Origin of the sequence: Flavobacterium sp. WV_118_3 (genome assembly GCF_039778605.1) — a bacterium.
Lineage (GTDB): Bacteria > Bacteroidota > Bacteroidia > Flavobacteriales > Flavobacteriaceae > Flavobacterium.
The window spans coordinates 3,693,353-3,717,313 of the sequence record NZ_CP156060.1 but is presented as its reverse complement, the minus strand read 5'-3'; the positions used below and the strand labels follow the sequence as shown (position 1 = coordinate 3,717,313).

17 protein-coding genes are annotated in these 23,961 nt (G+C 40.6%); 10 read left to right on the top strand and 7 right to left on the bottom strand.

Annotation, left to right across the window (positions count from 1 at the left end; all coding sequences use genetic code 11):
• Positions 1 to 3: 3 nt before the first annotated feature.
• From ABFU83_RS17205 to murI, 5 genes are all read left to right on the top strand, one after another.
• The gene (locus ABFU83_RS17205; protein ID WP_347067740.1) at positions 4 to 744 is read left to right on the top strand and encodes an isoprenyl transferase; all 741 of its coding nucleotides are present in this window, start codon (positions 4 to 6) and stop codon (positions 742 to 744) included.
• Complete coding sequence (locus ABFU83_RS17200) at positions 677 to 3,427, top strand: POTRA domain-containing protein (protein ID WP_347067738.1); 2,751 nt, start codon at positions 677 to 679, stop codon at positions 3,425 to 3,427. The genes ABFU83_RS17205 and ABFU83_RS17200 overlap by 68 nt, the downstream gene beginning before the upstream one ends.
• A gap of 40 nt (positions 3,428 to 3,467) precedes the next feature.
• Complete coding sequence (locus ABFU83_RS17195) at positions 3,468 to 4,499, top strand: OmpH family outer membrane protein (protein WP_347067736.1); 1,032 nt, start codon at positions 3,468 to 3,470, stop codon at positions 4,497 to 4,499.
• Between the two features lie 17 nt (positions 4,500 to 4,516).
• Positions 4,517 to 5,029, top strand: coding sequence for an OmpH family outer membrane protein (locus tag ABFU83_RS17190; RefSeq protein WP_136404514.1), 513 nt, complete (start codon positions 4,517 to 4,519; stop codon positions 5,027 to 5,029).
• Positions 5,030 to 5,094: 65 nt separating this feature from the next.
• Positions 5,095 to 5,880, top strand: coding sequence for a glutamate racemase (gene murI, locus ABFU83_RS17185; RefSeq protein WP_347067734.1), 786 nt, complete (start codon positions 5,095 to 5,097; stop codon positions 5,878 to 5,880).
• Positions 5,881 to 5,971: 91 nt separating this feature from the next.
• Here murI and ABFU83_RS17180 read toward each other — a convergent pair whose 3' ends face one another.
• From ABFU83_RS17180 to ABFU83_RS17170, 3 genes are read right to left on the bottom strand one after another with little or no spacing between them, the layout of a single operon-like run.
• Complete coding sequence (locus ABFU83_RS17180; protein ID WP_347067732.1) at positions 5,972 to 6,484, bottom strand: gamma carbonic anhydrase family protein; 513 nt, start codon at positions 6,482 to 6,484, stop codon at positions 5,972 to 5,974.
• A 60-nt stretch (positions 6,485 to 6,544) separates the two neighbouring features.
• Positions 6,545 to 7,540 carry a type IX secretion system membrane protein PorP/SprF gene (locus ABFU83_RS17175; RefSeq protein ID WP_347067730.1) on the bottom strand — a complete coding sequence of 332 codons (996 nt, stop codon included), beginning with the start codon at positions 7,538 to 7,540 and terminating at the stop codon, positions 6,545 to 6,547.
• A 5-nt stretch (positions 7,541 to 7,545) separates the two neighbouring features.
• Positions 7,546 to 13,725 (bottom strand): choice-of-anchor L domain-containing protein, encoded by a 6,180-nt coding sequence (locus ABFU83_RS17170; RefSeq protein ID WP_347067728.1) that lies wholly within the window; start codon positions 13,723 to 13,725, stop codon positions 7,546 to 7,548.
• Positions 13,726 to 13,859: 134 nt separating this feature from the next.
• Between ABFU83_RS17170 and ABFU83_RS17165 the strand changes: the two genes are divergently transcribed.
• The 4 genes from ABFU83_RS17165 to ABFU83_RS17150 all read left to right on the top strand — a co-directional run bounded on the left by ABFU83_RS17165 (position 13,860) and on the right by ABFU83_RS17150 (position 17,893).
• Entirely contained in the window at positions 13,860 to 14,759 is a 900-nt protein-coding gene (locus ABFU83_RS17165; RefSeq protein WP_347067726.1) for a NifU family protein, read from the top strand.
• Between the two features lie 85 nt (positions 14,760 to 14,844).
• Positions 14,845 to 15,045, top strand: a complete 201-nt coding sequence (locus ABFU83_RS17160; protein ID WP_347067724.1) for a dodecin family protein — start codon at positions 14,845 to 14,847, stop codon at positions 15,043 to 15,045.
• A gap of 19 nt (positions 15,046 to 15,064) precedes the next feature.
• Positions 15,065 to 17,110 carry a thioredoxin domain-containing protein gene (locus tag ABFU83_RS17155; RefSeq protein WP_347067723.1) on the top strand — a complete coding sequence of 682 codons (2,046 nt, stop codon included), beginning with the start codon at positions 15,065 to 15,067 and terminating at the stop codon, positions 17,108 to 17,110.
• A gap of 18 nt (positions 17,111 to 17,128) precedes the next feature.
• Positions 17,129 to 17,893 carry a mechanosensitive ion channel domain-containing protein gene (locus tag ABFU83_RS17150; protein WP_347067721.1) on the top strand — a complete coding sequence of 255 codons (765 nt, stop codon included), beginning with the start codon at positions 17,129 to 17,131 and terminating at the stop codon, positions 17,891 to 17,893.
• Here the strand turns inward: ABFU83_RS17150 and tsaB are convergent.
• The 3 genes from tsaB to ABFU83_RS17135 all read right to left on the bottom strand — a co-directional run bounded on the left by tsaB (position 17,880) and on the right by ABFU83_RS17135 (position 21,462).
• Positions 17,880 to 18,554, bottom strand: coding sequence for a tRNA (adenosine(37)-N6)-threonylcarbamoyltransferase complex dimerization subunit type 1 TsaB (tsaB, locus tag ABFU83_RS17145; protein WP_347067719.1), 675 nt, complete (start codon positions 18,552 to 18,554; stop codon positions 17,880 to 17,882). The two genes, ABFU83_RS17150 and tsaB, sit on opposite strands and share 14 nt — an antisense overlap.
• Before the next feature lie 148 nt (positions 18,555 to 18,702).
• Positions 18,703 to 20,022 (bottom strand): efflux RND transporter periplasmic adaptor subunit, encoded by a 1,320-nt coding sequence (locus ABFU83_RS17140; RefSeq protein ID WP_347067717.1) that lies wholly within the window; start codon positions 20,020 to 20,022, stop codon positions 18,703 to 18,705.
• Positions 20,023 to 20,028: 6 nt separating this feature from the next.
• The gene (locus ABFU83_RS17135) at positions 20,029 to 21,462 is read right to left on the bottom strand and encodes a TolC family protein (protein ID WP_136403862.1); all 1,434 of its coding nucleotides are present in this window, start codon (positions 21,460 to 21,462) and stop codon (positions 20,029 to 20,031) included.
• 142 nt (positions 21,463 to 21,604) lie between these two features.
• Between ABFU83_RS17135 and ABFU83_RS17130 the strand changes: the two genes are divergently transcribed.
• Complete coding sequence (locus ABFU83_RS17130) at positions 21,605 to 22,996, top strand: DUF4403 family protein (protein WP_347067715.1); 1,392 nt, start codon at positions 21,605 to 21,607, stop codon at positions 22,994 to 22,996.
• Between the two features lie 153 nt (positions 22,997 to 23,149).
• Here ABFU83_RS17130 and ABFU83_RS17125 read toward each other — a convergent pair whose 3' ends face one another.
• A complete protein-coding gene (locus ABFU83_RS17125; RefSeq protein ID WP_347067713.1) occupies positions 23,150 to 23,953 on the bottom strand; it encodes a hypothetical protein in 804 nt (267 codons plus the stop codon).
• Positions 23,954 to 23,961: the final 8 nt, after the last annotated feature.

The window sequence follows — 23,961 nt, the reverse complement described above, 5'->3', positions numbered from 1 at the left end:
TAAATGGATTTAGAAAATACAATTAATAAAGAGAACCTTCCCAGACACCTGGCCATCATTATGGATGGTAATGGTCGTTGGGCAAAACAGAAAGGGATGCTCCGTGCGTTTGGCCATGAAAACGGAACCAAATCGGTACGGACAACTGTAGAATGTTGTGCCAAACTCGGGATTTCATTTCTTACCCTTTACGCTTTTTCGACCGAAAACTGGAACCGCCCAAAGGTTGAGGTGGAAACCCTGATGAAACTTTTGGTCAAATCCCTGAAAAGCGAACTTCCGACTTTACAGAAAAACAGCATCCGTCTAAATTGTATCGGTTCGATACAGCATTTACCGGATTCGGTTCGAAAAGAACTGATGGAAGTTATTGAAAAGACACAAACCAACTCCCGAATGACGTTAACACTGGCACTGAGCTACGGTTCCCGTGAAGAAATCATTTCAGCTGTAAAAAACATCAGCGATAAAGTTAAAAATAATATAATTTCATCAGCCCATATTGATGAATCAATTATAAATCAGCATCTTTACACGCATAATTTACCCGACGTCGACCTGGTTATCAGAACAAGCGGCGAACACCGTATCAGCAACTTTTTATTATGGCAAATTGCTTATGCAGAGTTCTACTTTACTGACGTACTATGGCCTGATTTTAGAGAAAAAGATTTATATGAGGCAATCATCAGCTATCAAAAAAGAGAACGTAGATTTGGAAAAACCAGCGAACAAATTAAATAATTTACAAATGCTTCAAAAAGGAATACAACTACTTTTTGCTATTATAATTTTAGGAAACATTTCCAAATTAAATGCTCAGGAACAACCGCATACCGGACCTGAAACGGGTCGACAATACATATTAGCAGATGTAGATGTTACGGGAAAAATAAGTTATAACCAGCAAACGGTTGTAACCTTTTCCGGTTTGGAAAAAGGACAAATGATTAGTGTTCCCGGAGAGGAAATCAGTAATGCCATCAAAAAACTTTGGAAGCTTGGACTTTTCAACGACATCAACGTTTATTTCAATAAAATCCAGGGCGATAGTATTTTCCTGGAATTAAATATCCATGAATTACCGAAATTACAGGATGTAAAATTCACCGGTGTTAAAAAAGGAAAGAGCGAAGAGTTTATCAAAGACAACGACCTTAAAAAAGGAAAGGTTGTCAATGAAAATTTAATTACCACAACGCGTAATTACATTGAAAACAAATATAAAAAAGACGGTTTTTTCAACACGAAAGTAACCATCAATACCATTGCTACCGATTCGACCGAACACAATGTGAATATGGTTATCCTGGTTGACAAAGGCAAGAAGGTAAAAGTTTCAGACATCGAAATTACCGGAAACCAAATGATGTCGGCTTCCAAAATCAAAAAAGCGATGAGCAACACCAAAGTGCGTAATCCTTTTAACCCGATGCGTCTTTTCAAGACTTCAAAATACATCAAAGACAAATACAAGGAAGACTTGGTTTCCATTGTTGAAAAATATAAAGAAAAAGGGTACCGCGATGCCCGTATCACCTCCGATACGGTTACCTATAACAAACAAGACAATACCGTAGCGATCAAATTAAACGTTGAAGAAGGAAAACGTTACTATTTTGGCGACATCCGTTTCCTTGGAAATACGGTTTATACCGATCGTGAATTACGACGACTTCTGGGTATTAACCGAGGTGATGTTTATAACGGAAAAGTATTACAGGAGCGTATTGCCAACAAAAAAAGTCCGGATGCGGAAGATATCACCAACCTATATCAGAACAACGGTTATCTGTTTTCGAACATTAACCCGGTTGAGGTCCGTACGGCCAACGACACTATCGATTTCGAGATCCGAATTGTAGAAGGTCCGATTGCCTACTTCAACAATGTAACGGTTAAAGGAAATGACAAAACGAACGATTATGTAATTTATCGTGAATTACGTACCCGTCCGGGACAGAAATGGAACAAACAGGACGTAATCCGTACCATTCGTGACCTGGGAGCGTTACAGTTTTTCGATGCGGAAGCCATCCGTCCGGAAGTAAAAAATGCCGATCCTTCTTCAGGAAGTGTAGACGTAGAATGGAGCGTAGTAGAAAAAGGATCCAGCCAGGTAGAGTTACAAGGTGGTTACGGTGGTGGTGGATTCATCGGAACGTTAGGATTATCGTTTAACAACTTCTCGATCAAAAACATTTTTAACAAAAGTGCTTACCGCCCGTTACCAATGGGAGACGGACAAAAAATGTCGTTACGTCTTCAGGGAAGTAGCTATTTCCAAACCTATAGTATTTCCTTCCAGGAACCATGGTTAGGTGGTAAAAAACCGGTAAGTTTCTCGACATCGATTTCACACAGTAAACAATTCTTATACAACTACCAGACCCGGGATGTAACACGAAACCAAAGTTTCAACATTACAACATTATCGGTAGGATTAGCGAAACGTCTTACAATCCCGGATGATTATTTCCAATTATCCCACGTAGTGAGTTTCCAGTATTACGATTTGAACAACTACAACACCGGGTTATTTACCTTTGGTAACGGTTCGTCTAAAAACCTTACCTATACGATTGGTCTAACCCGTAACAGTAAAGGTTTTAATCCAATTTTCCCAACTTATGGTTCAGAATTTAGTATTTCTGGAAAATTTACCTTACCTTACTCGTTATTTAACGGGGTGGATTACGGTGATTTAGGAAATCAGGAAGCCTATAAATTGAAAAATAACGGTGCCGGATATCTGAATTCAAACAATATTTTTGTACCATCCGGATCGTATATCGATTCCAATGGAAATCCGGTAACGGATTTCCACAATGCGGCAGCCGATCAATCCTTAGTGGATCAAAAGAAATTTAACTGGCTGGAATATTACAAAGTTAAATTCAAAGCCGATTGGTATACAACCATTTATAATAAATTAGTATTGCGTTCGTTAGGAGAGTTTGGATTCTTAGGAGCCTACAACCAGTCCAGAGGATTAGTACCGTTTGAGCGCTTCTATTTAGGCGGTGACGGATTAGCGAACTTCTCTATGGATGGTCGGGAGGTGATTCAGTTACGAGGATATCCGAATCAATCGTTAACACCAATCATCCAGGAAGGATCTCAAAAAGGACAACAATCCGGAGGAACCATTTACAACAAGTTCTCATTAGAGTTGCGTTACCCGATTACCATGAATCCATCGGCATCGATCTACGGATTGACATTCTTAGAAGCAGGAGCCTCATTCGATTCATTCAAATCCTACAATCCATTTGATCTGAAACGTTCAGCCGGATTTGGATTACGGGTATTTATGCCAGCCTTTGGATTACTGGGAATTGATTTTGGATACGGATTCGACGCCTTACCAGGACAAACTCAGAAAAATGGATGGGAGACGCACTTTATCATTGGACAACAGTTTTAATAAAGTTTGGCACGATAGTTGAAAAATAATATTTAATTCTATGAGAAAATATTTTTTATTGGCACTTGTAACATTTGTTAGTATCGCATCGAATGCGCAAGGTAGAGGAATCCGCATAGGTTATATCGATATGGAATATATTCTGGAAAAAGCACCGGAATATGCCGAAGCGAAAAACCAGTTGGAACTAAAAGCACAAGGCTGGAAACAGGAGATCGAAGCCAAAAAAAATGAAGTCAATAAATTAAAGGAAAGCCTTAAAACAGAAAAGGTTTTACTTACTAAAGAATTAATTGCCGAAAGAGAGGAAGAAATCAAATTCCTGGAAACAGAAATGTTGGATTATCAGCAAAAACGTTTTGGTCCGCAAGGGGATCTGATGACACAGAAAACCATGTTGGTAAAACCAATCCAGGATCAGGTATTTAATGCCGTTCAGGATATTGCCGAAGCCAAAAAATACGATTTCGTATTTGACAAGTCATCCGATTTGACCATGCTTTTTGCAGCACAACGTTTTGACATTAGTGATCAGGTACTTCGCGTACTAACCCGTTCGCAGAAAAAAGAGCAGTTGAGCAAAAAACAGCAAAAAGAACTGGAAGCGCAGGAACGCAAAGAAGATATGGATAATGCTAATCCGGATCAGGTGGAACGTCAGCGAAAAATTGACGAAAGAAAGGCGGCTCGTGAAAAACTAATTGCCGATCGTAAAGCAGAACTGGAAGCCCGAAAACTGGAGCAGGAAGAAAAGAGAAAACTCCTACTTGAAGAGCGAAAAGCGAAACAAGGTGGTAACAAAACCGAAAATAAAGCGACTGATAAACCAGCCGAAAAAGCAGCAGACGGAACTGCAGTAACTGCACCGGCGTCAGATCCTAAAGCCGACCTAAAAGCGGCACAACAGGAAGCCCGTGAAAAAGCAGCACAGGAACGTCAGCAAAAAATAGAAGAGCGTAAAAAAGCCTTAGAAGAGCGCAAACAAAAAATATTGGAAGAAAGAGAAAAGGCTAAAAAAGAGCGCGAAGAAAAATTGAAAAATAAGACAACAGAAAATAAATCAGAAAATTAAATTAAATACCTAAAACAATGAAACAGTTAAAAACTTTACTTATCGCTGCTGCACTTTTCATTGGTGCTAGTCAAACTATTTCTGCACAGGCAAAAATAGCACACATCAACGTAAGTGAACTGATGACAAGCTACCCGGACATGAAAACCGCACAGGCTCAAGTAAAAAAAATTGGTGAGACATACGATGCACAATATAAAACCATGGTTAGTGAGTATCAAACCAAATTGAAAAAATACGAGGGAGAAGCAGCCACTGTAACTGAAGCGATCAACGAAACACGTTCTAAAGAAATGCAGGATATGGGTCAGCGAATCCAACAGTACAGAGAGAATGCTGGAAAAGAATTACAACAAAAAGAATTGGATCTTGTAAAACCAATCATGGAAAAAGCAAGAACGGCTATCCAAAAAGTAGCGAAAGCAAAAGGATACCAGTATGTATTAGATTCAACTGACGGAAGTGGTGTAATATTGGCCGACGGTCCGGATTTATTAGGTGACGTTAAAAAAGAATTAGGATTTAAATAATCCATTCTATTCATAAAAATAAAACTGCTCTTTTTCCAAGGGCAGTTTTTTTTTATATTTGTGTAATGAGTAGTAAAAACCCCATAGGCTTATTCGACTCCGGTGTTGGAGGCATTTCCATCTGGAAAGAGGTACATCAACTCCTCCCTCATGAAAACACCATCTATTTAGCCGATAGTAAAAACGCCCCATATGGTCAAAAGACCAAAGAAGACATTATCCGTTTAAGTTGTAAAAACGTTGACTATTTAATCGAACGCGGTTGTAAAATGGTAATCGTTGCCTGTAATACCGCAACAACGAATGCGATAAAAGAACTACGTGCCCGCTATGACATTCCTTTTATTGGTATCGAACCGGCGATTAAACCGGCTGCCAATCAGACCAAGACCGAAACCATTGGAATCCTGGCTACAAAAGGAACACTAAACAGCGAGTTATTCCACAAAACCATAGCGAACTACCAGCACCTCAATATCATTGAACAGGTGGGCTATAATCTGGTTCAGCTAATCGAAAACGGCGATCTTGAATCAGAAGAGATTAAAGAGTTGCTAAAAACCTATCTCGATCCGATGGTAGCCGCCAATATGGATTATCTGGTTTTGGGTTGCACGCACTACCCTTTTCTGATTCCACAGATTAAAGAAATCATTCCGGATCACATTAAAATTATCGACTCCGGTGAAGCCGTTGCGAAACAAACCAAAAACATACTGGAACAAAACGGACTGTTAAACACTTCACACGAAGCAACTAAACATTTATTCTACACCAATTCGAAAGCGGATGTTCTCAAAAAACTATTGGGTACTCCTTTTTCCGACAGTGTTTCCGTAATCGATTTTTAAACTGAAAATACATTGTACTAAAAAGGCCATCTTTTATCTTAAGATGGCCTTTTATATGTTACTAAATCCGCGAGTAAAAAAAGAAACAAACTTATTCTTTAAACCAACTGGAATACATTACGTAATTATTTGAAATACGCTCGATTTCCCCGGCGAAATCCGACGCGTTGATATCTTTTACCTTTTTAGCCGGAATACCGGCGTAAATCACCCCGGATTCCACTACAGTGTTCTGTGTGACCACCGAACCCGCAGCAATAATCGAATTACTCTTGATCACGCAATTATCCATTACTATCGCTCCCATTCCAATGAGTACATTATCTTCGATCGTACAACCGTGTACAATCGCATTATGTCCGATGGAAACGTTATTTCCAATTATTGTTGGATGCTTCTGATACGTACAATGAATCACCGCACCGTCCTGGATGTTTACCTTATCGCCTACTTTTATATAATGCACATCACCCCGCACGACAGCATTGAACCAAACACTACATGAGGCACCAAAGGACACATCACCGACAATAGTGGCATTTTCGGCCACATAACAATCCTCTGGGATTTGAGGATACTTTCCTCTAACTTCTTTTATAACCATAACTGTCTTCTAAAAAAATGTCCCGAATAAATCGGGACAGAATTAATAATCTCTTTATAATTAGTTAACTGCAGGACAGTGACAATCGTATGGTTCACGCTTACAGAATAAGTTGATACCAAGTGTGATTTGATGGAATCCTGAGTTATCAAATTTTACATCACCCGTTAAGTGTGAATACGTATAAGCGAACATAAAGTTCTTGTAATTCACCCCAACGATAGGAGTGATATATTGCAATTTCTGATCACTCACGCTGTTATCGGCAACGAATTGAGCACCGTCAAAACTTCTTCTATAAGACAAACCTCCCCATAATTTACCGAAGTCCATATCTTTATAAACTTTCAGGTTGATATCGAAGGTTTTCTCTTTGGTTTTATCTACATACTGTAACATTACAGATGGCTCCCATGATAATCCGCTATCACTGTTACCAAACACATAACCCACACTCCATAAATATTTTCTTAAGTTATCACTTTCAATATCGGTATAGATATCACGCTTGTTTGACACGGCATTCTTAACCGTAAAGTGCGTATAGAAATCAAGGTAGTGGTAAGACGCCCCTAAATCGATATTAAAATACGAATCTTTTTGTTTCATACCGGCAACAATTGGATCAAACTCATTTCCAAATTTGGATTCATCCAGCGTACTTTGTACCAAACCGGCACTCATACCAAATGACAACTGATTCAAATCGTTAGCACCTCTGGAAAAACGGATATGGTGCGCATAAGTAATCTTACCTCCCATTTGTGAATGATACCCGTTCTTATCATTAAAAGCAATAATACCGATACCGGATTGCTCCCCAACACTGGTATTAAAACTCAACGTTTGTAAGGCAGGTGCATCATCCTGACCAAACCATTGCTGTCTGGCTGTTAATCGGATTTTTCCACAATTTGCTGCCCCGGCCATCGACGGGTGGATCAGATAATAGTTATCCGATAAATAATCAGAATAAACTGCAATCCCTTCCTGTGCGAAAGACATCTGGGATAAAAATAATGCTAAAACTAAATAACGTTTTTTAAAAATATTCATTTGGGTTATCTTTTTAATGAGAAATGCGCTTTAAACTCTTTAATATCTCCATTCTCCGTATAGGTCACTGTGAACCAGTAATCCGTCGATGGCAGCTGTTGACCGTTCATCGTTCCGTCCCATCCGGTTGAGCGCGATGGTTTGATCTGTTTCAATAGTTTTCCGTATCGGTCAAATATATAAATTTTTGCGTTTGCATCGTTTTCTAAATCACCAATATTCCAGAAATCGTGGTAACCGTCTCCGTTTGGTGTAAAGTAATGCGGATAGTTGATCGCTGTTACAGGGATGGTTACCGTAGCACAACCTTTGTTATCGTATACCGTTACGGTATGCGATCCAGAGCTTACATTAGTAAATACAGGGCTTGTCTGGATATCGCCTTCGTCTAACTGGTATACATACTCCCCGATTCCAATCGCTTCTACTGTAATCGATTGGTTATCCGTAAAGGCATTCGATACATAAGCCGTTACTTCTGCCGGTTCCGATTGTGTGATCACAACTGATGCCGGTAATGAAGGACATCCTGTTGCAATACTGGTTGCAATTACAGAGAACGTTCCCGGGTGGTTTACTTCATACGTCGCTCCTGTTGCGCCTGCAATTGGTTGTGGTACTCCGGCTGCATCATTCTCATACCATTGGAACGTATGCGTTGTAGCATCCAATCCACTGTTGATGATATGCGTACTTAGTACTGTTCCAGTTTCTTGATCAATACACACAAATCCTGCGTTTGGTGTTGGCTCCGGTAAACGGTGTACCGTGATATTGAATCGGATTTCAGCAGGACATCCGTAAGCACTATACGTATTTTTAACTACCGCAATGATTTCGTGCGTCAGGTAATCCGTGATCGTATAAGCTCCCGGTGTTCCAATTGGTGTTCCGTTGGCTAAATCAGCATCCGAAGCATAGTAGCTTATGCTAAAGTTCGGATCCGCTGCCTGTACAGGCCCTAAGATCGTAGCGTCTAAATCATTCAAGTTAAACGTTTCCGTTTGATCATTCAGATCATCACATCTGTCGATATCCGCTACATCGGTAGCTTCCGATCCTCGCTCTACAAATAATTGGAAACTGGTCGTATTGTAACATCCTGTTGCGGTGTTTACCACACGTACATAGATGGTCTCTCCGTTCACGGTACTTGGGTGACTGGTTGCCAGTGGATTTGCTCCGGTATCCGCATCTGCCTGGTTAGCATGGTAGCTCACCGTGTAACCTGCTGGACCTTGTCCGGCTAAAGCTTCAGGGGTTTTCGTACTTAAATCAAATACACCACTTCCTGTGAATAGAATCTGACACATATGGTAATCCGTTACAGGACCTGCCGCTGGTCGTGGGTTTACGATTAATGGTTGTTCTACTACTAACGAACAACGGTCACGGTTGTTAGCCGGTGCAGTTGTTACACGTACCCATACGCTGGTTAAAGCGTTTCCGTTAGCATCCATATTTTGCCAGTTGGTTGGTGTAGCAATCGCGTTGATTCCCGCTAAAGCATCCGCCTGAGTTGGGTGATACGTTAATACGTAGTTCGCATTATTTAAGATGTAGCTCGCATTTTGCGTTACATCAAAGAACGTGATTCCGTCTCCAGGGTAATCATCATCACAGGTTACAAGTGGTGCCGGGTCGAATTTCGGTTCCGGTAGTGGCGTAACACGGATGGTTAAGGTTACATAACTGCTACAGCCTGCTCCGCTTACTACTCCTACTAATAACGTCTGTACTGTAGCCGTATTGTGGAACGCGGTTGGATCGGTGATCAACGTAGCCGGGTTCGGTGGTAAAGCCGTACTGCTGTAGTAGTTGAAAGTATATCCTGTGGCGCCTCCGGTGATTTGCGCCTCGCGAATCGTTAGGTCAAAGATCTGACGCTGATCGTTTGGTAAAGCATCATCACAAAGGGTAATCTCATCCGGCTGGGTTAATTGCAGCGGACTGTTTACAATCAGTTTAAAGCTTCCGATGGTGAAACATCCCGTTGCTTTATGCGTAACACGTACCCAGATCGTTTGTCCGTTGGTTCCGATAAAGTTCCCGTTGGATACGATAAATGGTGAACCATTCTGAGCATTGGTTTGTGAAATATAGTAGTTCACTTCATAATCCGATGCCGCTCCTGGTTGAGCCGCAAGGATTGTCGCAGTGTGTACTGTTAAATCAAACATCGTCTGGTTGTCATGCGGATTCGAATCCGTATCACACTCGGCAAGATCCAATAACGTTGGCATGATTGGTGCCGGCTCTACTTTTAACTGGAACGAGTATACACTCTTACATCCCGTTACCGTGTTAGTCGCCAATACCCATAACGTCTGGTTCCATGGGTTGATGTTTTGGTACGGTTGAACCGTAATTGGGAACAAGCCGTTTTCTGCATTTTGTTGTGTTTCGTGGAAACTCAACACTACGTTAGCTTCGCCACTTAACATACCCGGAATTAAAGTCGTTAAATCAAAATCACCAATTCCATCGTTGTTCGTTCCGTCACATGTGGTTACCGGAGCGGTTGGCATTACCAATACCGGTAGTGGCTCTACCCGTAGGTCCATTGCCGTTACCGTGTAACAACCTGTTGTACTATTGGTCACACGTACAAAAATCGTTTGTACTGTGGCTACTTCGTTGGTATATAATGTTGGTAATTCCGTTCCGGCTGTTCCGGCATTGGCTAAAACCTGTGTTTTATAAAACTTAACCTCCAAGCCGGTTGTTGTTCCGATGATTTCCGGAATCTTGGTCGATAGATCGAATTGCTCGTATAACGCCTGTCCGGTGTAATCACACAATGTATACGCCGGCACAGGGTTCGGTACCGTTGGTAGTGGGTTTACGATTAAATCGAATGAACCTACAGCGATACATCCTGATGCATTTTGCAATTGATACCAGATCGTTTGTGGGTTCGTAGCATTAGTATAAGCTGCCGCACCTGTAATTGGGTTGGTACCTGCTAAGGCATCCGGTTCGTTTGTATAGTACGTTACGTTTACTCCTGTCTGACCATTGATCGCTTCGGTATCTTTAGTCGTTAGGTTAAAGATTTCAAATCCGTCTCCCGGTGTACTGGTCTCACATAATTCGTAATCGGTAATATCTCCTTCTACAATACGTGGTCTTTCGTTAACAATTAAAGTTAAGGTACTGAAAGAAGCACAAGCGTTTACTCCGGTGTTTACCACACGGATGTAAATAATTTGTGTATGTGGATTAATATTCGTGTATAATGGCATTGCAATCGGATAGTTACCTAACTGAGCATCTTCCGGTGTTTCGTGGAAGGTTACCGTTAAGTTAGGATCACCTCCGGTGATTTCTGCAATTTTAATACTCAAATCAAACGTTTCAATTCCGTCGTCGTAGTTGGAGTTACAAACTTCTAGTGGCGTCGGGTTGAAAATGGTTGGCGCTACTACTGTAGTTACCGTATGGCTCGTTGTTTGCGGCTGACTACAGTTTGGTGTTCCGTTGCTTTGTACGCTTACCAAAGCATACGTAACCGGTCCGGTTATTGCTCCTGTGGCAACTGTAGCGGTTCCGGCACTGTTTAAGGTAATTGTAAACTGAGTCGGATCCGTTCCGATAGTATAGGTTACCGTAGCATTTGGCGTTCCGTTGAATACGATATCCGCAGAACTTCCTGAACATACCGAAGCTGGTCCGGTTACTGTTGCTACCGGTAGGGCTTTAACACCTATCGTTACCGATGCACTTAAGTTCTGGTTACATGCCGGTGGTCCCGCAACCGCTACATTTACTAAGGTATAGGTAGCCGATGCTGTTAGTACAGGAGTCGTGATAGTAGCTTGTCCTGCCCCATCAAGATTGATTGTAGCAGTAGCCGTCCCGTCACTATAGGTAATCGTAGCATTCGCAGGACCTGTAAAAGTTACTACTGCTGTGTCTCCAGAACAGATTAATGCAGGCGCGCTGATTGTAGCCGTTGGTAATGGGTTTACGGTAATTGTAGCACTGCCCGTTAAGGTTGCCAGACAAGCAGGAGTTCCCGAAGAAATAACCCGCACAAGATTATAAGTCGTTGTTGCTGATAACGGACCAACTGTTACGCTAGCAGCTCCGGTTCCATCCAATGTTACCGTTTGATCAACAGTTCCGTTATTATAAGTAACAACAGCATTTGGTGTTCCGTTAAATGTTAGTACTGCGGTATCACCGGAACAGATTGTCGTATCGGTTCCTATTGTAGCCGTTGGTGCATTATAAACCGTTATATTAACCGAACCCGTAAGGTTTCGGGCACACTGTGGTGCTGTATCATTACTTACCACGCTAACCAGACTATAAACCGTATTAGCAGTTACTGGCGGCGTAATTACCGACCCATTTCCGGAAGCATCCAAAGTGATGCTGGCCGGATTAGTATCAACCGTATAATTTACCGTTGCATTAGGCGTACCTTGAAAAACGATTATTGCCGAACTACCATTACAAATACCATCAGGTCCGCTAATAGTAGCCAAAGGCAATGCTTTTAGAATCAAGTTAAAACTGGTTGTTCCAAAAACAGTTGGATCTGCTGCTCTTTCCATACGGATATAAACCGTTTGGTTGCCTGTAGTAAAAGCATTGGCCGGTGTAATTGGATTCACATCATTATCGGCATCTGCCTGATTAAGATGGAATGTAATATTGTAGTCGGACGCATTTTGTCCTCCCAGGATAGTTGTATAGAATTGCGTCAGATCGAATGTTTCCAAACCATCACTATCAATATCACAAACTGTTTGATCATCTGGGCGTACCGGATCAGCTGTACACGAAATCACGTTTACATTAAACTGACGGATAACATAACAGGCATTTTCACCCGTTGAAACATTCACATAAATCGTTCGGGTAATTGGCGTCAGGAAATTTGTTGGATCCTGGACATAATTTGCTCCTTGTTCCGCATCGGCCAAACTGGTATGATACGTAATGATGGTACCCGGATCAAGACCCGCTAATATTGCAGCATGATTTTCATCTAAATTAAAGCTAACCGGAGTTGTCCCGTCACCACACCTAAATAAATCGATCGGTGTCCCGGCCGCAATAGGTGGAAAGACCTCCACCGTAACCGGATCGGGTTGTTGGACACAGGCACCGGAAACATTTGTAATGATAACACCATAAGTCCCGGGTGCCGAAACACCATAGGAAGGTCCGGTTGCCCCAGGAATAGGATTTCCTCCGTTAGTCCACTGGAATGTATAAAAAGCCGGATCCAATCCGGTAGATAAGGTTCGAATCTCACCCGGACACAAAGCCCCAAGGTTATCAATTGTAAGGTTTCCGCCTAAAGAAGCCTGTCCTACGTTAAAACTACCTGCCTGTAAAAATACCGCAGAGTCATAAGCGGTATCACTAGTATTATTAGGTGGTTGTCCACCTCCATCTCCAATTACCATTTTAATCCGGTAAGGGGTATTTGGAGTAACCATTGCAGAAGCATTCATTACAACCGTTCTTCCGTTAAAATTGATCGGAGCCGCCGGGGTCCCATTTTGCGGATAATACATCCCAAAATAAGCCGGGTTTTGAGAAACACAGCTATTATTATTTGCCTGATCACTTACTGTAAAAACAGAAATTGGAATTGAAGTTCCCGGCACAACAGCCAGATTCGTACTCTGCCCCGTGGTTAAATTTGTTAAAATAAAAGCAAAAGCATCCGTATAATCGGTCGTACATTGATACGTTCCATATTCTTCCGATGCAAACAGGAAATTAAAACTAAAACTATCCGTTAAAGGTGTAAAGTTAAACTGTATATAGCTGGCATTGTTATACACATATGCGTTACTCACAACACCTGCATTTACCATTGCTTGTTTCAGATCGGCATCTCCGGTCCAGGAAGTACTACCCTGACTTAAAATTCCGTTGTTCGGTCCGGGAGCTGAAGTCGCTCTACCGGTACTCAGGATAACTCCCGACTGAATTGGGAAGTTAGGATTGGTATTTTGAAAATATCCGATACCGTTTTCTGATCCTTGTCCATTGGTATTTCCTGTTCTCCAGGTCACGTTCGAAATTTGCGCACATTGAGAGTTGATCAAAACATCCTGCACCAATTGAGGAACTGTATACGTATTGGAATTCACGGTTATAGGCTGGGAAAAAGCCACAACGGAGAATAGCAAAAACAATAGAGGGGAGAGTTTTTTCATGTTTGCTTAAGCTTGTAAAATATCTTATTTTTGGGTTAAAACAGTTCCTTAATGTTAATTTTTCCTTTAAAATTTCCAAATATACTTATTCAAACGATATATGTTCGTTAAATTTGCAAAAAATCACAAAAAAAATGTTAAAAGTAACAATACGAGATACGCAAAACCCTGCTATTGTGAAGTTTGAATTTCCAGATTTCATAACAAAAAGTGAAAGTTTCGAGTTTAAAAACATCGACGAAACCGCACCGTCACCCCTTGCAAAACAGCTATTTTACCTACCTTTTGTTAAGACCGTATATATTTCTGGCAACTTTATTGCCATCGAAAAATATTCGATTGTAGAATGGCATGAGGTAAAAGAATTATTGGCCGAACAGATCGAAAGTTTTGTAGATAAAGGCGGAAAAATCATCAACATCGATGAAAATAAAAGCAAAAAAGTACCGGTTACGGTTTATGCGGAAACAACCCCTAACCCATCGGTATTAAAATTTGTTGCCAGTCGGCTACTGACTAAAACCAGTGTGGAGTTTAAAAACATCGACGAAACGGCTGCGTCACCGTTGGCAAAAGAATTATTCAAGCTTCCGTTTGTAAAAGAGGTTTTTATTGACGAAAACTATATTTCGATTACCAAATACGACATTAACGAGTGGCAGGAGATTACACAGGAGGTGCGTACCTTTATCAAAAATTACATTGAAGAAGGCAACCCCATTATTGATGAGACCCAGATTGTAAAAACTTCTAATCACGAAAAACAACAGGAGGAGTATTTCAACAACCTGGATGTGACGTCACAGCAAATCATCAATATCCTGGACGAATATGTAAAACCGGCTGTAGCTTCGGATGGTGGTAACATTATTTTCGAATCGTACGATGAAACCGACAAACGCGTAAAGGTGATCCTTCAGGGCGCTTGCAGCGGTTGCCCGTCGTCGACTTTTACGTTGAAAAACGGTATTGAAAACATGCTAAAAGAAATGTTACACGATCAAAACATTAAAGTAGAAGCGGTAAACGGCTAACACACAACTCTTTTCGGGCAATTCCGATTGTTTTTTAAACTTTTATATACTACCTTTAATAGCTTAACCTTAAAACTGGTAAATTATGGGAGTCCTAAAAGTTATCGAGTTACTTTCCAGTTCGGAAGTAAGCTGGGAAGAAGCCACCCGAAAAGCGGTTGCGGAAGCATCGAAAACCCTGAAACATATCCGATCGGTTTATGTTCAGGAACAGAGCGCCGTTGTTAACGATGATCAGGTGACAGAATTCAGGGTAAACCTGAAACTTACTTTTGAAATAAAATAAAAAAGATACAGGCGTTCGAATGAACGCCTTTTTTAAAACCATGAACGAACTCCAATACGAATCCAGTCCTTACCTACTCCAACATGCGCAAAATCCGATCCATTGGAAAGCGTGGAACGATGCTACACTGGCCACTGCCAAAACCGAAAACAAATTGATGATCGTTAGTATCGGATATTCGGCCTGCCATTGGTGCCATGTGATGGAACACGAAAGTTTTGAAGACACCGAAGTAGCCGCCGTAATGAATACCGGATTTATTTCCGTTAAAGTCGACCGCGAAGAACGTCCCGATGTGGATGCCATCTATATGAAAGCCGTACAACTAATGACCAGTCATGGCGGATGGCCGCTCAATGTGGTTTGTTTACCGGATGGCCGACCGGTTTGGGGTGGCACCTATTTTAAAAAGGACAACTGGATGGATATTTTAAGCCAGCTTCAAAACCTGTATCAGACCAATCCCGGCAAGATGCTGGAATATGCCGAAAAACTACACGAAGGCATTTCGTTTTTAGGAATCGTAAACCACACACAAGCCAATCCCGAAGAACAGGATCCGGCACGTATTAAAATACTGATTGAAAAGTGGTCCAAAAGTTTCGACTGGGATTTTGGCGGTTATGCACGTGCGCCTAAATTTATGATGCCGAATAATTTTATTTTCCTACAACGATTCGGCTACCAAACGGCTTCAAAAGACCTTTTAGATTTTGTAGATCTAACCCTGACCAAAATGGCTCACGGCGGACTATTTGACGTTTTGGGTGGTGGCTTTTCCCGTTACTCCGTCGATATGCGCTGGCATGTTCCGCATTTCGAAAAAATGCTTTATGATAACGGTCAGTTGGTTACACTATATGCTCAGGCTTATAAGCGGACACAAAATCCGCTGTATCAAGAAGTAATCGAAAAAACGTTGGCATTCGTCGAACGCGAACTTTTACATCCGGAAGGCGGTTTTTATGCGGCGCTCGATGCCGACAGTTTAAATGCAAAACAGCAACTCGAAGAAGGCGCTTATTACGTTTGGCAAAAAGAACAACTGCAACAACTTTTACAGGACGATTTTGAAGTTTTTAGCGCCTTGTTTAATATTAATGACTTCGGCTATTGGGAACACGACAATTACGTGCTTATCCAAAGTCAGACACTGGACAGTATTGCTGAACAATTCGGATTAACCGTAGCCGTGCTTTCTGACAAAAAACAACAGTGGGAACAGTTATTATTCCGCGAACAGCAAAAAAGGCCCAAACCACGACTGGATGATAAATCGCTCACGTCGTGGAATGCCATTATGCTAAAAGGTTATACCGAGGCGTACAATGCTCTTGGCTCGGCTTCCTTTTTGGAACGGGCACTTCAGAACGCCTCTTTTATCATCCAAAAACTTTGGTCGGAAGATGGCTATTTATGGCATAGCTATAAAAACGGACAAAGTAGTATCGTTGGATTTTTAGAAGATTATGCCTTTACGATCGACGCCTTTATCAGTTTGTATCAGGCTACACTGGACGAAACCTTTTTGTATCACGCCAAACAATTAACCGATTATTGCTTTGATCATTTCTATGATGAAACACAGCAATTTTTCCTGTTTAAAGCCAAAAACACCACAGCCTTAATCGCCGAACATTATGAAATTGAAGACAACGTAATCCCGTCGTCCAACTCGGTTATGGCGAACAACCTGTATACGCTTGGGATACTGTTTCACAACAGTCATTATGAAAAAACGGCCCTGCAAATGCTTAACCATGTCATTCCCAATATCGATTATGGTTCGGCTTTTTCAAACTGGCTGAATTTATGGATGAACCTATCAACCGACAACAAAGAACTGGCCGTTTGCGGTGCGGATGCGATTGCCGGTATAAAGGCGGTGCAGCAGCAATACCTACCGCATGTGGTTCTCGCCGGAAGTACAAGTCCGTCAAAAATTCCATTCCTTCAAAATCGATTTGACGAAAAGGACACACTGTTTTATATTTGCGAAAACAGAAACTGTCAGCTACCCGTTCGTGAACTGACCACCGTATTAGACGAATTAGCAATTAAATAAATCCCCCTTATGGAACAAATGAATAACTTTTTTATTCACTATTTTAATGTTTTACTGGATTATTCACCCAAAGTGATCTCGGCCATCATTATCCTTTTTGTCGGAATTTGGGGAATCCGTTTTATCCGGAAAATTGCCGAAACGGTAATGACAAAAAGAGAACTGGAACCTACATTGATCAAATTCCTGTTGGACTTCCTGATCTGGGCTTTGCGTATTCTATTATTTGTATCGGTAATTTCCAAACTAGGTATCGAAACGTCATCGTTTGTCGCTATTTTAGGAGCCATCGGATTGGCCGTAGGTTTGTCGCTACAAGGTTCGCTTTCAAATTTTGCCGGTGGTGTATTAATCATCCTTTTTAAACCCTTTAAAGTAGGCGACACCATCGAAGCGCAATCTGAAAATGGAAAAGTATTAGGCATTCAGATATTTTCGACTAAAATATTAACCGCTCAAAACCAGATCATCTATATTCCGAACGGACTTTTATCCAACGGAAAGATTAAAAACTTTTCGCAGAAAACAACCCGTAGAACCACACTGGTAGTACCGACAGGATATGATTCGGACATCAAAAACATCAAAATCAAACTGGAAGCACTGGTAAAGAATCATCCGAAAGTATTACAAACTCCGGCACCTGAAGTAGTGATCAGCGATATGGGCGAAAAGAACCTGATTTTTTCCCTTCGCGCCTGGACCTATAATGCCGATTATGGTACCGTTTGTTCGGAATTACTGGAAGAAAGCAGCAAGATTGTTAAAGTTACGACTTCTTAGGCTTTGTAGTCATCACGAAGTCTTTTAAATAAAAAGGTTCAAAGTAAGCGACATCTACGGTGTCGCTTTTTTGATACTTTTCAAAGGAGATCCGGCTCATTTCTCTGGCCGACGGATATACAATAGCATCATGGTATATAAACCTCGGATCGTTTAAAACCGCTTTGCATTTTGCGGCACCATCGCCAACCAAATGCAACGTTCCTTCGAGTGTATCGTATGTTGTAGTTTCAATAATTTCTGCTTCCGTAGCCCGTAATCGGGAATAGGAAGAATCAAAAACAGCGGTAAAAACTTCCATTCTTCGGGCATCAATCATCGGGATAATCTTTCCTTCGGTTAGCGTTAACTGTCGCGCCAGGGTTTCCAGCGTATCAATCGCCAACAATGGAATATTCAATGCATAACACAAACCTTTGGCCGCCGAAACACCGATGCGAAGTCCGGTATACGAACCCGGTCCCTGACTTACCGCTATCGCGTTCAAATCCTGAAATGCCAACCCAGCCTGTTGCAAAGCCTGTTCAAAAAAGACATGAAGTTTTTCTGCGTGGGAATAGCCTTCTTCGGCCATCTCAAGACACACCAGTATTTCTCCGTCTTTTGCGAGGGTTACGGAACAATTCTTTGTTGCCGTTTCAATATTCAGAATGTAAGCCATTTTCAGTAAAATTATTGGCAAAGATAATCATATATTTTTTTGCCACGGTTGCAATATCTTACCGACTTTTTCGTCAGAAAAAATAGTGCAACCGTGGCAAATGTATTCCCGGGAATTACCCCGGTGGTAATCAAAAAACTAAGCGTTATTATTTTTTATCTTTTCCTTTATCGGAGACTCCGTTTTTTTTGATCACAACTTTATCTCCGGGCTTTAAATCTTTGGTAACTGTAGTATACGGACCAGTAATAATCGCATCCCCTTTCTTCAAACCTTCGACAATTTCGATATTCGTATCGTCCTGGATTCCGGATTTGATTTTACGCAATTCTGCTTTATCGCCTACTTTTACAAATACACATTCGAATTTCTTTTCGGTAGATCCTTTTGTTTTTTCCTTTTCTTCTTTTTCCAACTCTTCCATGACATCTTTTTTAGCTCCTGAAATATCGGCATCGGTTTTCATCACTACCGCACTAATCGGCACGGCCAGAATATTTTCTTTACGTTTGGTTTCGATATCAACCGTTGCTGTCATTCCCGGTCGGAAAGGCGAATAATTCTCCTGTTTTCCAACCAAAAGATCCTGATACGATTCTTTTAAGATGCGCACTTTTACTTTAAAGTTTGTCACCTGATCGGCTGTTAGTGTCGAACTGGCCGAATTGGAAATACTGGTTACCACTCCTTTAAATTCTTTTTTCAGATAGGCATCCACTTCGATTTTGGCCGGATCGCCGATATTTACTTTAACGATATCGTTTTCGTTTACATCGACTTCTACTTCCATATTGTTGAGGTTGGCCACACGCAATAATTCGGTACCCGCCATTTGTTGCGTTCCTAACACACGTTCCCCTAATTCCACATCCAGTCGGGAAATGGTTCCGTCTACCGGTGCATAAATAGTGGTTCGGTTTAAATTATCATTGGCTTCGGTCACGGTTGCCGTAGCACTTTGTACATTATAATAGGCCGATTGTTTGGCAGCAACCGCTACTTCGTAGGCCGATACGATTTTATCCCATTCGGATTTAGAAATAACTCCTTTAGCAAACAACTGTTTGTTACGATCGTAGTTAGCTTTGGCTTCTTTCATCTGAGCTTCCGCCTGGCTTAATCCTGCTTTGGAGGTTGATAAAGACGCTACCGATCGGTTCACTCCCGACTCGTATAAGTCGCGTTTGATACGAACCAACAAATCTCCTTTTTTTACGTTTTGTCCTTCTTTAACCGGAAGGCCAATAATCTCTCCGGAAACATCGGATGAAATTTTCACTTCAATTTCAGGTTGTATCTTCCCGGTAGCCGAAACCGTTTCGACAATCGTCATCTGATTGGCTTGCGTCGTTTCTACTTCCGTTCCTTTTTCTTTGTTACCGATTACACCCGATTTACTAAGGGCAACCAATACAACAACCAACAAAACAACACTACCCAACAGGATGTATTTTGTACTCTTTTTCATAAATTTTTATTTTTGAATAATTGGCAACCCAAAGTAGAATTCCAATATTTTCGTTCTGAATATATAATCATATTTTGTTCGCAACACTTCCGACTGGGCATTTACGAATAAGGTTTGCGCCTGTGTAAAATCGAAAACATTCATCAAGCCCACTTCATAACGCTCTTTTGCATAGTTAAACGATTCTTGTCGGGCTTCCAGCGTTGCCACAGCCGCTTCGTATGATTTAAGCGATCCTTTGGTATCGGTAAAAGCGGTATAAACAGTTCTTTCCAAATCCAGTTCCTGTTGTTCCAATGCGATTCTGGAACGCTCCAACGCTACTTTAGAACGCTCGACATTATTACGAACTGAGAAACCATTTAGCAACGGAATATTTAACGATAACCCAAAATTCTGTCCTTTGTTATTGCTAAACTGATCAAAAATTGGTTCCGGACTTCCTAAAACCGGACGGTAGTTGTTTTGCAACACCTGTAATCCATTTTCCGTGAAATACTGTGTTGGAAGCGTCGGATTAGCCGCATCCAGTTGGTAACCGGTAATTCTATCGGCATAAGCCGCACGGGTACTGAAACTATAGAATCCCTGAAGTGTCGGATGGTATTTTCCTCTTGCGATAGACAAATCTTTTTCGGCTATCGAAACATTGGCTTCCGCAATTTTTATATTCGCTCGGGTTTCTTTTGCTTTCTGAAAAATATTTTTTGGATTTTCAAGCAACACACTACTGTTTTGCACCGGCGTTTCAGAATCAACAATATCAAACTCCTGAAAGTCGTCCAGTTGTAATAATTGCGCCAAACTTAGCTTTGACAACAACAGTGCGTTTTCTCCGGCAATCAATTTCTGATTGTCTGCCATCACCGTAGCTTTCACATCCAGTAAGTCCCCTTTAGGCACTACTCCGGCATCCACAAGCTCTTGTGTACGCTCCATTTGTTTGGTATCGTAGGCCAGCTGTTTGGTCTGAACTTTCAGATTTTCTTTATTGAAAAGGATTTGCAAATAGGCATTCACAACATTCAACGAAACATCTTCCTGCATTTTCTGCAACTGATATTGTGACGCGATGATCGAAAGATTGGCTTTTCGCAACTGATTTTGATGCTGTAACCCTTTATAAATATCAATTCCCACATTTAATGCGGCAGAAGTATACTGAATGGTTTGATTTTCCAAAAGACCTGTGGTGATGTTCTGGTTTAAACCCACGTTCCAGGAGTGCGATGCTTGTCCGTTAACAGTTGGCAGGAAACTACCCCAGGCATCTTTTTTAGAGATTTCGGCCACCTGTTTATCTAAAATCGATTGTCGGATCGAAATATTCTTCTCCATTGCGTGATTCACACACTCTTCCAAAGTCCATTTTTTAGCTTGTGCTTTCATTTGAATTGTCACCATCGACAAACCCAAAAACAGCAATGTTGTGTTCTTCATATTATTGATTTTCCTACAAATATAAAATTTCTGTGCACATATGCATTTTTATTCGGTATCCATTAGACGCAATTCTTTAACGAACGTTACAATTTTATTTCAATAAAAACCTACTTTTACCGAAGATTTTTAGACAACTCTTATGAAAACTTTTTTTTCATTCCTGGCAGTGATAAGCCTGGCAATGCTAATAACCCGTTGCGGAACTACCGGAAAAATTAACACCCTAAAACCGGAGCCGAGCGACAACAAACCCGCGGTTTACGAAACCACCACTTCTTTTATCAATATGCCGATAGAAATTCCGCTAAAGGAAATTGAAATCCAACTTAACAAATCCCTAAACGGATTAATTTATAACGACAGTATTCTGGCCGATGATAAAACGGAAATGAAAATCTGGAAACAGGCTCCGATAAAATTAACGGAAAAAGATGGCAAAATCCGATCGGTAATTCCTTTAAAAATATGGACCAAATTCAAATACGGGACTGATTTTTTAGGGTTGAACGACACGAAAGAAATCAACTTAAACGGACAAATCACTCTTTTGAGTGATGCAAAATTATCGAACTGGAAACTTTCGACCACTTCTGTAATTGAAGATTTCGAATGGAAAGACAGTCCGAGTATTGTGGTAGCCGGCAAAAACGTACCGATCACCTATGTTGTCAATCCGACGATCCGTTTGTTTAAAGCCAAAATTGCCAAAACGATAGACGATGCCATCAACAAAACCACCGATTTCAAGCCACAGGTATTAGCCGTTCTGGAAAAAATCAGTACGCCGTTTAAAACCAGCGAGGTTTACGAAACCTGGTTTAAGGTAGCGCCAACCGAATTATACGTGACCGACGCCATCCTTTCGAAAAGCAAAATCACGATGGATATGGGCTTAAAATGCAAAATGCAAACCATCGTAGGTCAGGAGCCCCTAAACACGTTTAAAAAAGAAGCTATCGTTTTAAAACCGGTAGCCAAAATGCCAAACAAGATCGAAGCTACGGTTGCCGCGGTTTCGACTTATGAAAGTGCATCGCGTATCATCACCAAAAACTTCCAGGGTAAGGAATTTGCTTCCGGAAGCCGCAAGATCACCATTCAAAAAGTTGACCTATGGCATAAAGATGGTAAAATGATCATAGCATTAAGCATGACCGGCAGTTTAGACGGGACGATTTACCTGTCGGGAATCCCGAACTACAATGCGGTTTCGAAAGAGATTTATTTTGACCAAATGGACTATGTTTTAAACACCAAAGGTATTCTAACCAAAACGGCCAACTGGTTGATGCAAGGCTATATTCTAAATAAGATACAGGAAAGCTGTCGTTATTCGATTAAGGACAATCTGGAAGAAGGCAAGAAAAACATGTTGCCATACTTAAACAACTATTCGCCAATGAAAGGTGTTTTTGTGAACGGAAACATTAACGATTTTATTTTTGATAAAGTTGAGGTTACCGATAAAGCGATTATTGCTTTTATTAAAACTTCCGGACAAATGAGTATTAAAATCGACGGAATGGAGTAATTAACAACAATAAAAAACAAAATCCCGGGCATCGGTTCGGGGTTTTGTTTTTTATTAGTAAGGAATTTATTTGCTTGTTTCTCTATTCACTCGGATTGCAAATCCAAGCGATCTGGCAATCTGGATGTAAACCTGTAGAAACAAGGTTTTTCCTTAATGAAAATCAACTTTTTTATCAATATACATATATCTTTCAAGCATATTAACAGGTTTATCACCAACATTCTCTTCCTTAGCATATTGCTCAACAACAATCCCTCTTATATTTTTTCTTCCATTGCTTTCGAAAATAACAGGAAACTCCATTATTGCTTTATCTCCAAATGTGATTGTATCAAATTTAACCGAATCCATATTACTGAAATCATCTTTAATACTATCACTAAATAATATTGAAACATAACTTTTTTCATTCAGCTTTCTATTATATATCAGTTTCCCTTTAAAGGAAGCTCCTCCTTTATCTTTATAAAAAACAATGTCAGCAATATCGCTACGTAATGTATCAAGTAACCCATTCTTATAAAAAAGCACTTGATTACTCAACTGTGAATTATTGAGAATCACATAATGTTGCTTTTGAAAGAGCCTTCTATTCCTGTCATAATAATTCCACCAACCAATTTCTCTACACCATCTATCAACATTTCCTTCACCTATTACTATTCCATTATCATAATATGTTTCACTATCATATAGAGTATCATTCTTTCTAAAATATTGAGAAACGAGTTTTTTTCCATTATAAATTTTTGCATTATCCAGCTTATCATTTTTAAATTCTATAATAGCTTTAAGATTTCCTTTTTTATAAAAAGCATCTCTTCTAATCAGAATTTCATTTTCATAATAATCTATATAAAAATCTCCATTTGAAAAAAAATTCTTCTCTTCTTTAGTCTTAACACAACTTATAAAAAGCATCATTAAGCAAACAATTGACATTTTTTTTATCATTACCCCAT

Excerpts from the sequence above, each read along its gene's own strand:
- ABFU83_RS17160 (WP_347067724.1), top strand. The coding sequence starts at position 14,845 with ATGGGAGTCCTAAAAGTTATCGAGTTACTTTCCAGTTCGGAAGTAAGC.
- ABFU83_RS17205 (WP_347067740.1), top strand. The coding sequence starts at position 4 with ATGGATTTAGAAAATACAATTAATAAAGAGAACCTTCCCAGACACCTG.
- ABFU83_RS17130 (WP_347067715.1), top strand. The coding sequence starts at position 21,605 with ATGAAAACTTTTTTTTCATTCCTGGCAGTGATAAGCCTGGCAATGCTA.
- ABFU83_RS17175 (WP_347067730.1), bottom strand. The coding sequence starts at position 7,540 with ATGAATATTTTTAAAAAACGTTATTTAGTTTTAGCATTATTTTTATCC.
- ABFU83_RS17140 (WP_347067717.1), bottom strand. The coding sequence starts at position 20,022 with ATGAAAAAGAGTACAAAATACATCCTGTTGGGTAGTGTTGTTTTGTTG.
- ABFU83_RS17150 (WP_347067721.1), top strand. The coding sequence starts at position 17,129 with ATGAATAACTTTTTTATTCACTATTTTAATGTTTTACTGGATTATTCA.
- ABFU83_RS17180 (WP_347067732.1), bottom strand. The coding sequence starts at position 6,484 with ATGGTTATAAAAGAAGTTAGAGGAAAGTATCCTCAAATCCCAGAGGAT.
- murI (WP_347067734.1), top strand. The coding sequence starts at position 5,095 with ATGAGTAGTAAAAACCCCATAGGCTTATTCGACTCCGGTGTTGGAGGC.
- tsaB (WP_347067719.1), bottom strand. The coding sequence starts at position 18,554 with ATGGCTTACATTCTGAATATTGAAACGGCAACAAAGAATTGTTCCGTA.
- ABFU83_RS17165 (WP_347067726.1), top strand. The coding sequence starts at position 13,860 with ATGTTAAAAGTAACAATACGAGATACGCAAAACCCTGCTATTGTGAAG.
- ABFU83_RS17195 (WP_347067736.1), top strand. The coding sequence starts at position 3,468 with ATGAGAAAATATTTTTTATTGGCACTTGTAACATTTGTTAGTATCGCA.
- ABFU83_RS17155 (WP_347067723.1), top strand. The coding sequence starts at position 15,065 with ATGAACGCCTTTTTTAAAACCATGAACGAACTCCAATACGAATCCAGT.
- ABFU83_RS17200 (WP_347067738.1), top strand. The coding sequence starts at position 677 with ATGAGGCAATCATCAGCTATCAAAAAAGAGAACGTAGATTTGGAAAAA.
- ABFU83_RS17170 (WP_347067728.1), bottom strand. The coding sequence starts at position 13,725 with ATGAAAAAACTCTCCCCTCTATTGTTTTTGCTATTCTCCGTTGTGGCT.
- ABFU83_RS17190 (WP_136404514.1), top strand. The coding sequence starts at position 4,517 with ATGAAACAGTTAAAAACTTTACTTATCGCTGCTGCACTTTTCATTGGT.
- ABFU83_RS17135 (WP_136403862.1), bottom strand. The coding sequence starts at position 21,462 with ATGAAGAACACAACATTGCTGTTTTTGGGTTTGTCGATGGTGACAATT.
- ABFU83_RS17125 (WP_347067713.1), bottom strand. The coding sequence starts at position 23,953 with ATGATAAAAAAAATGTCAATTGTTTGCTTAATGATGCTTTTTATAAGT.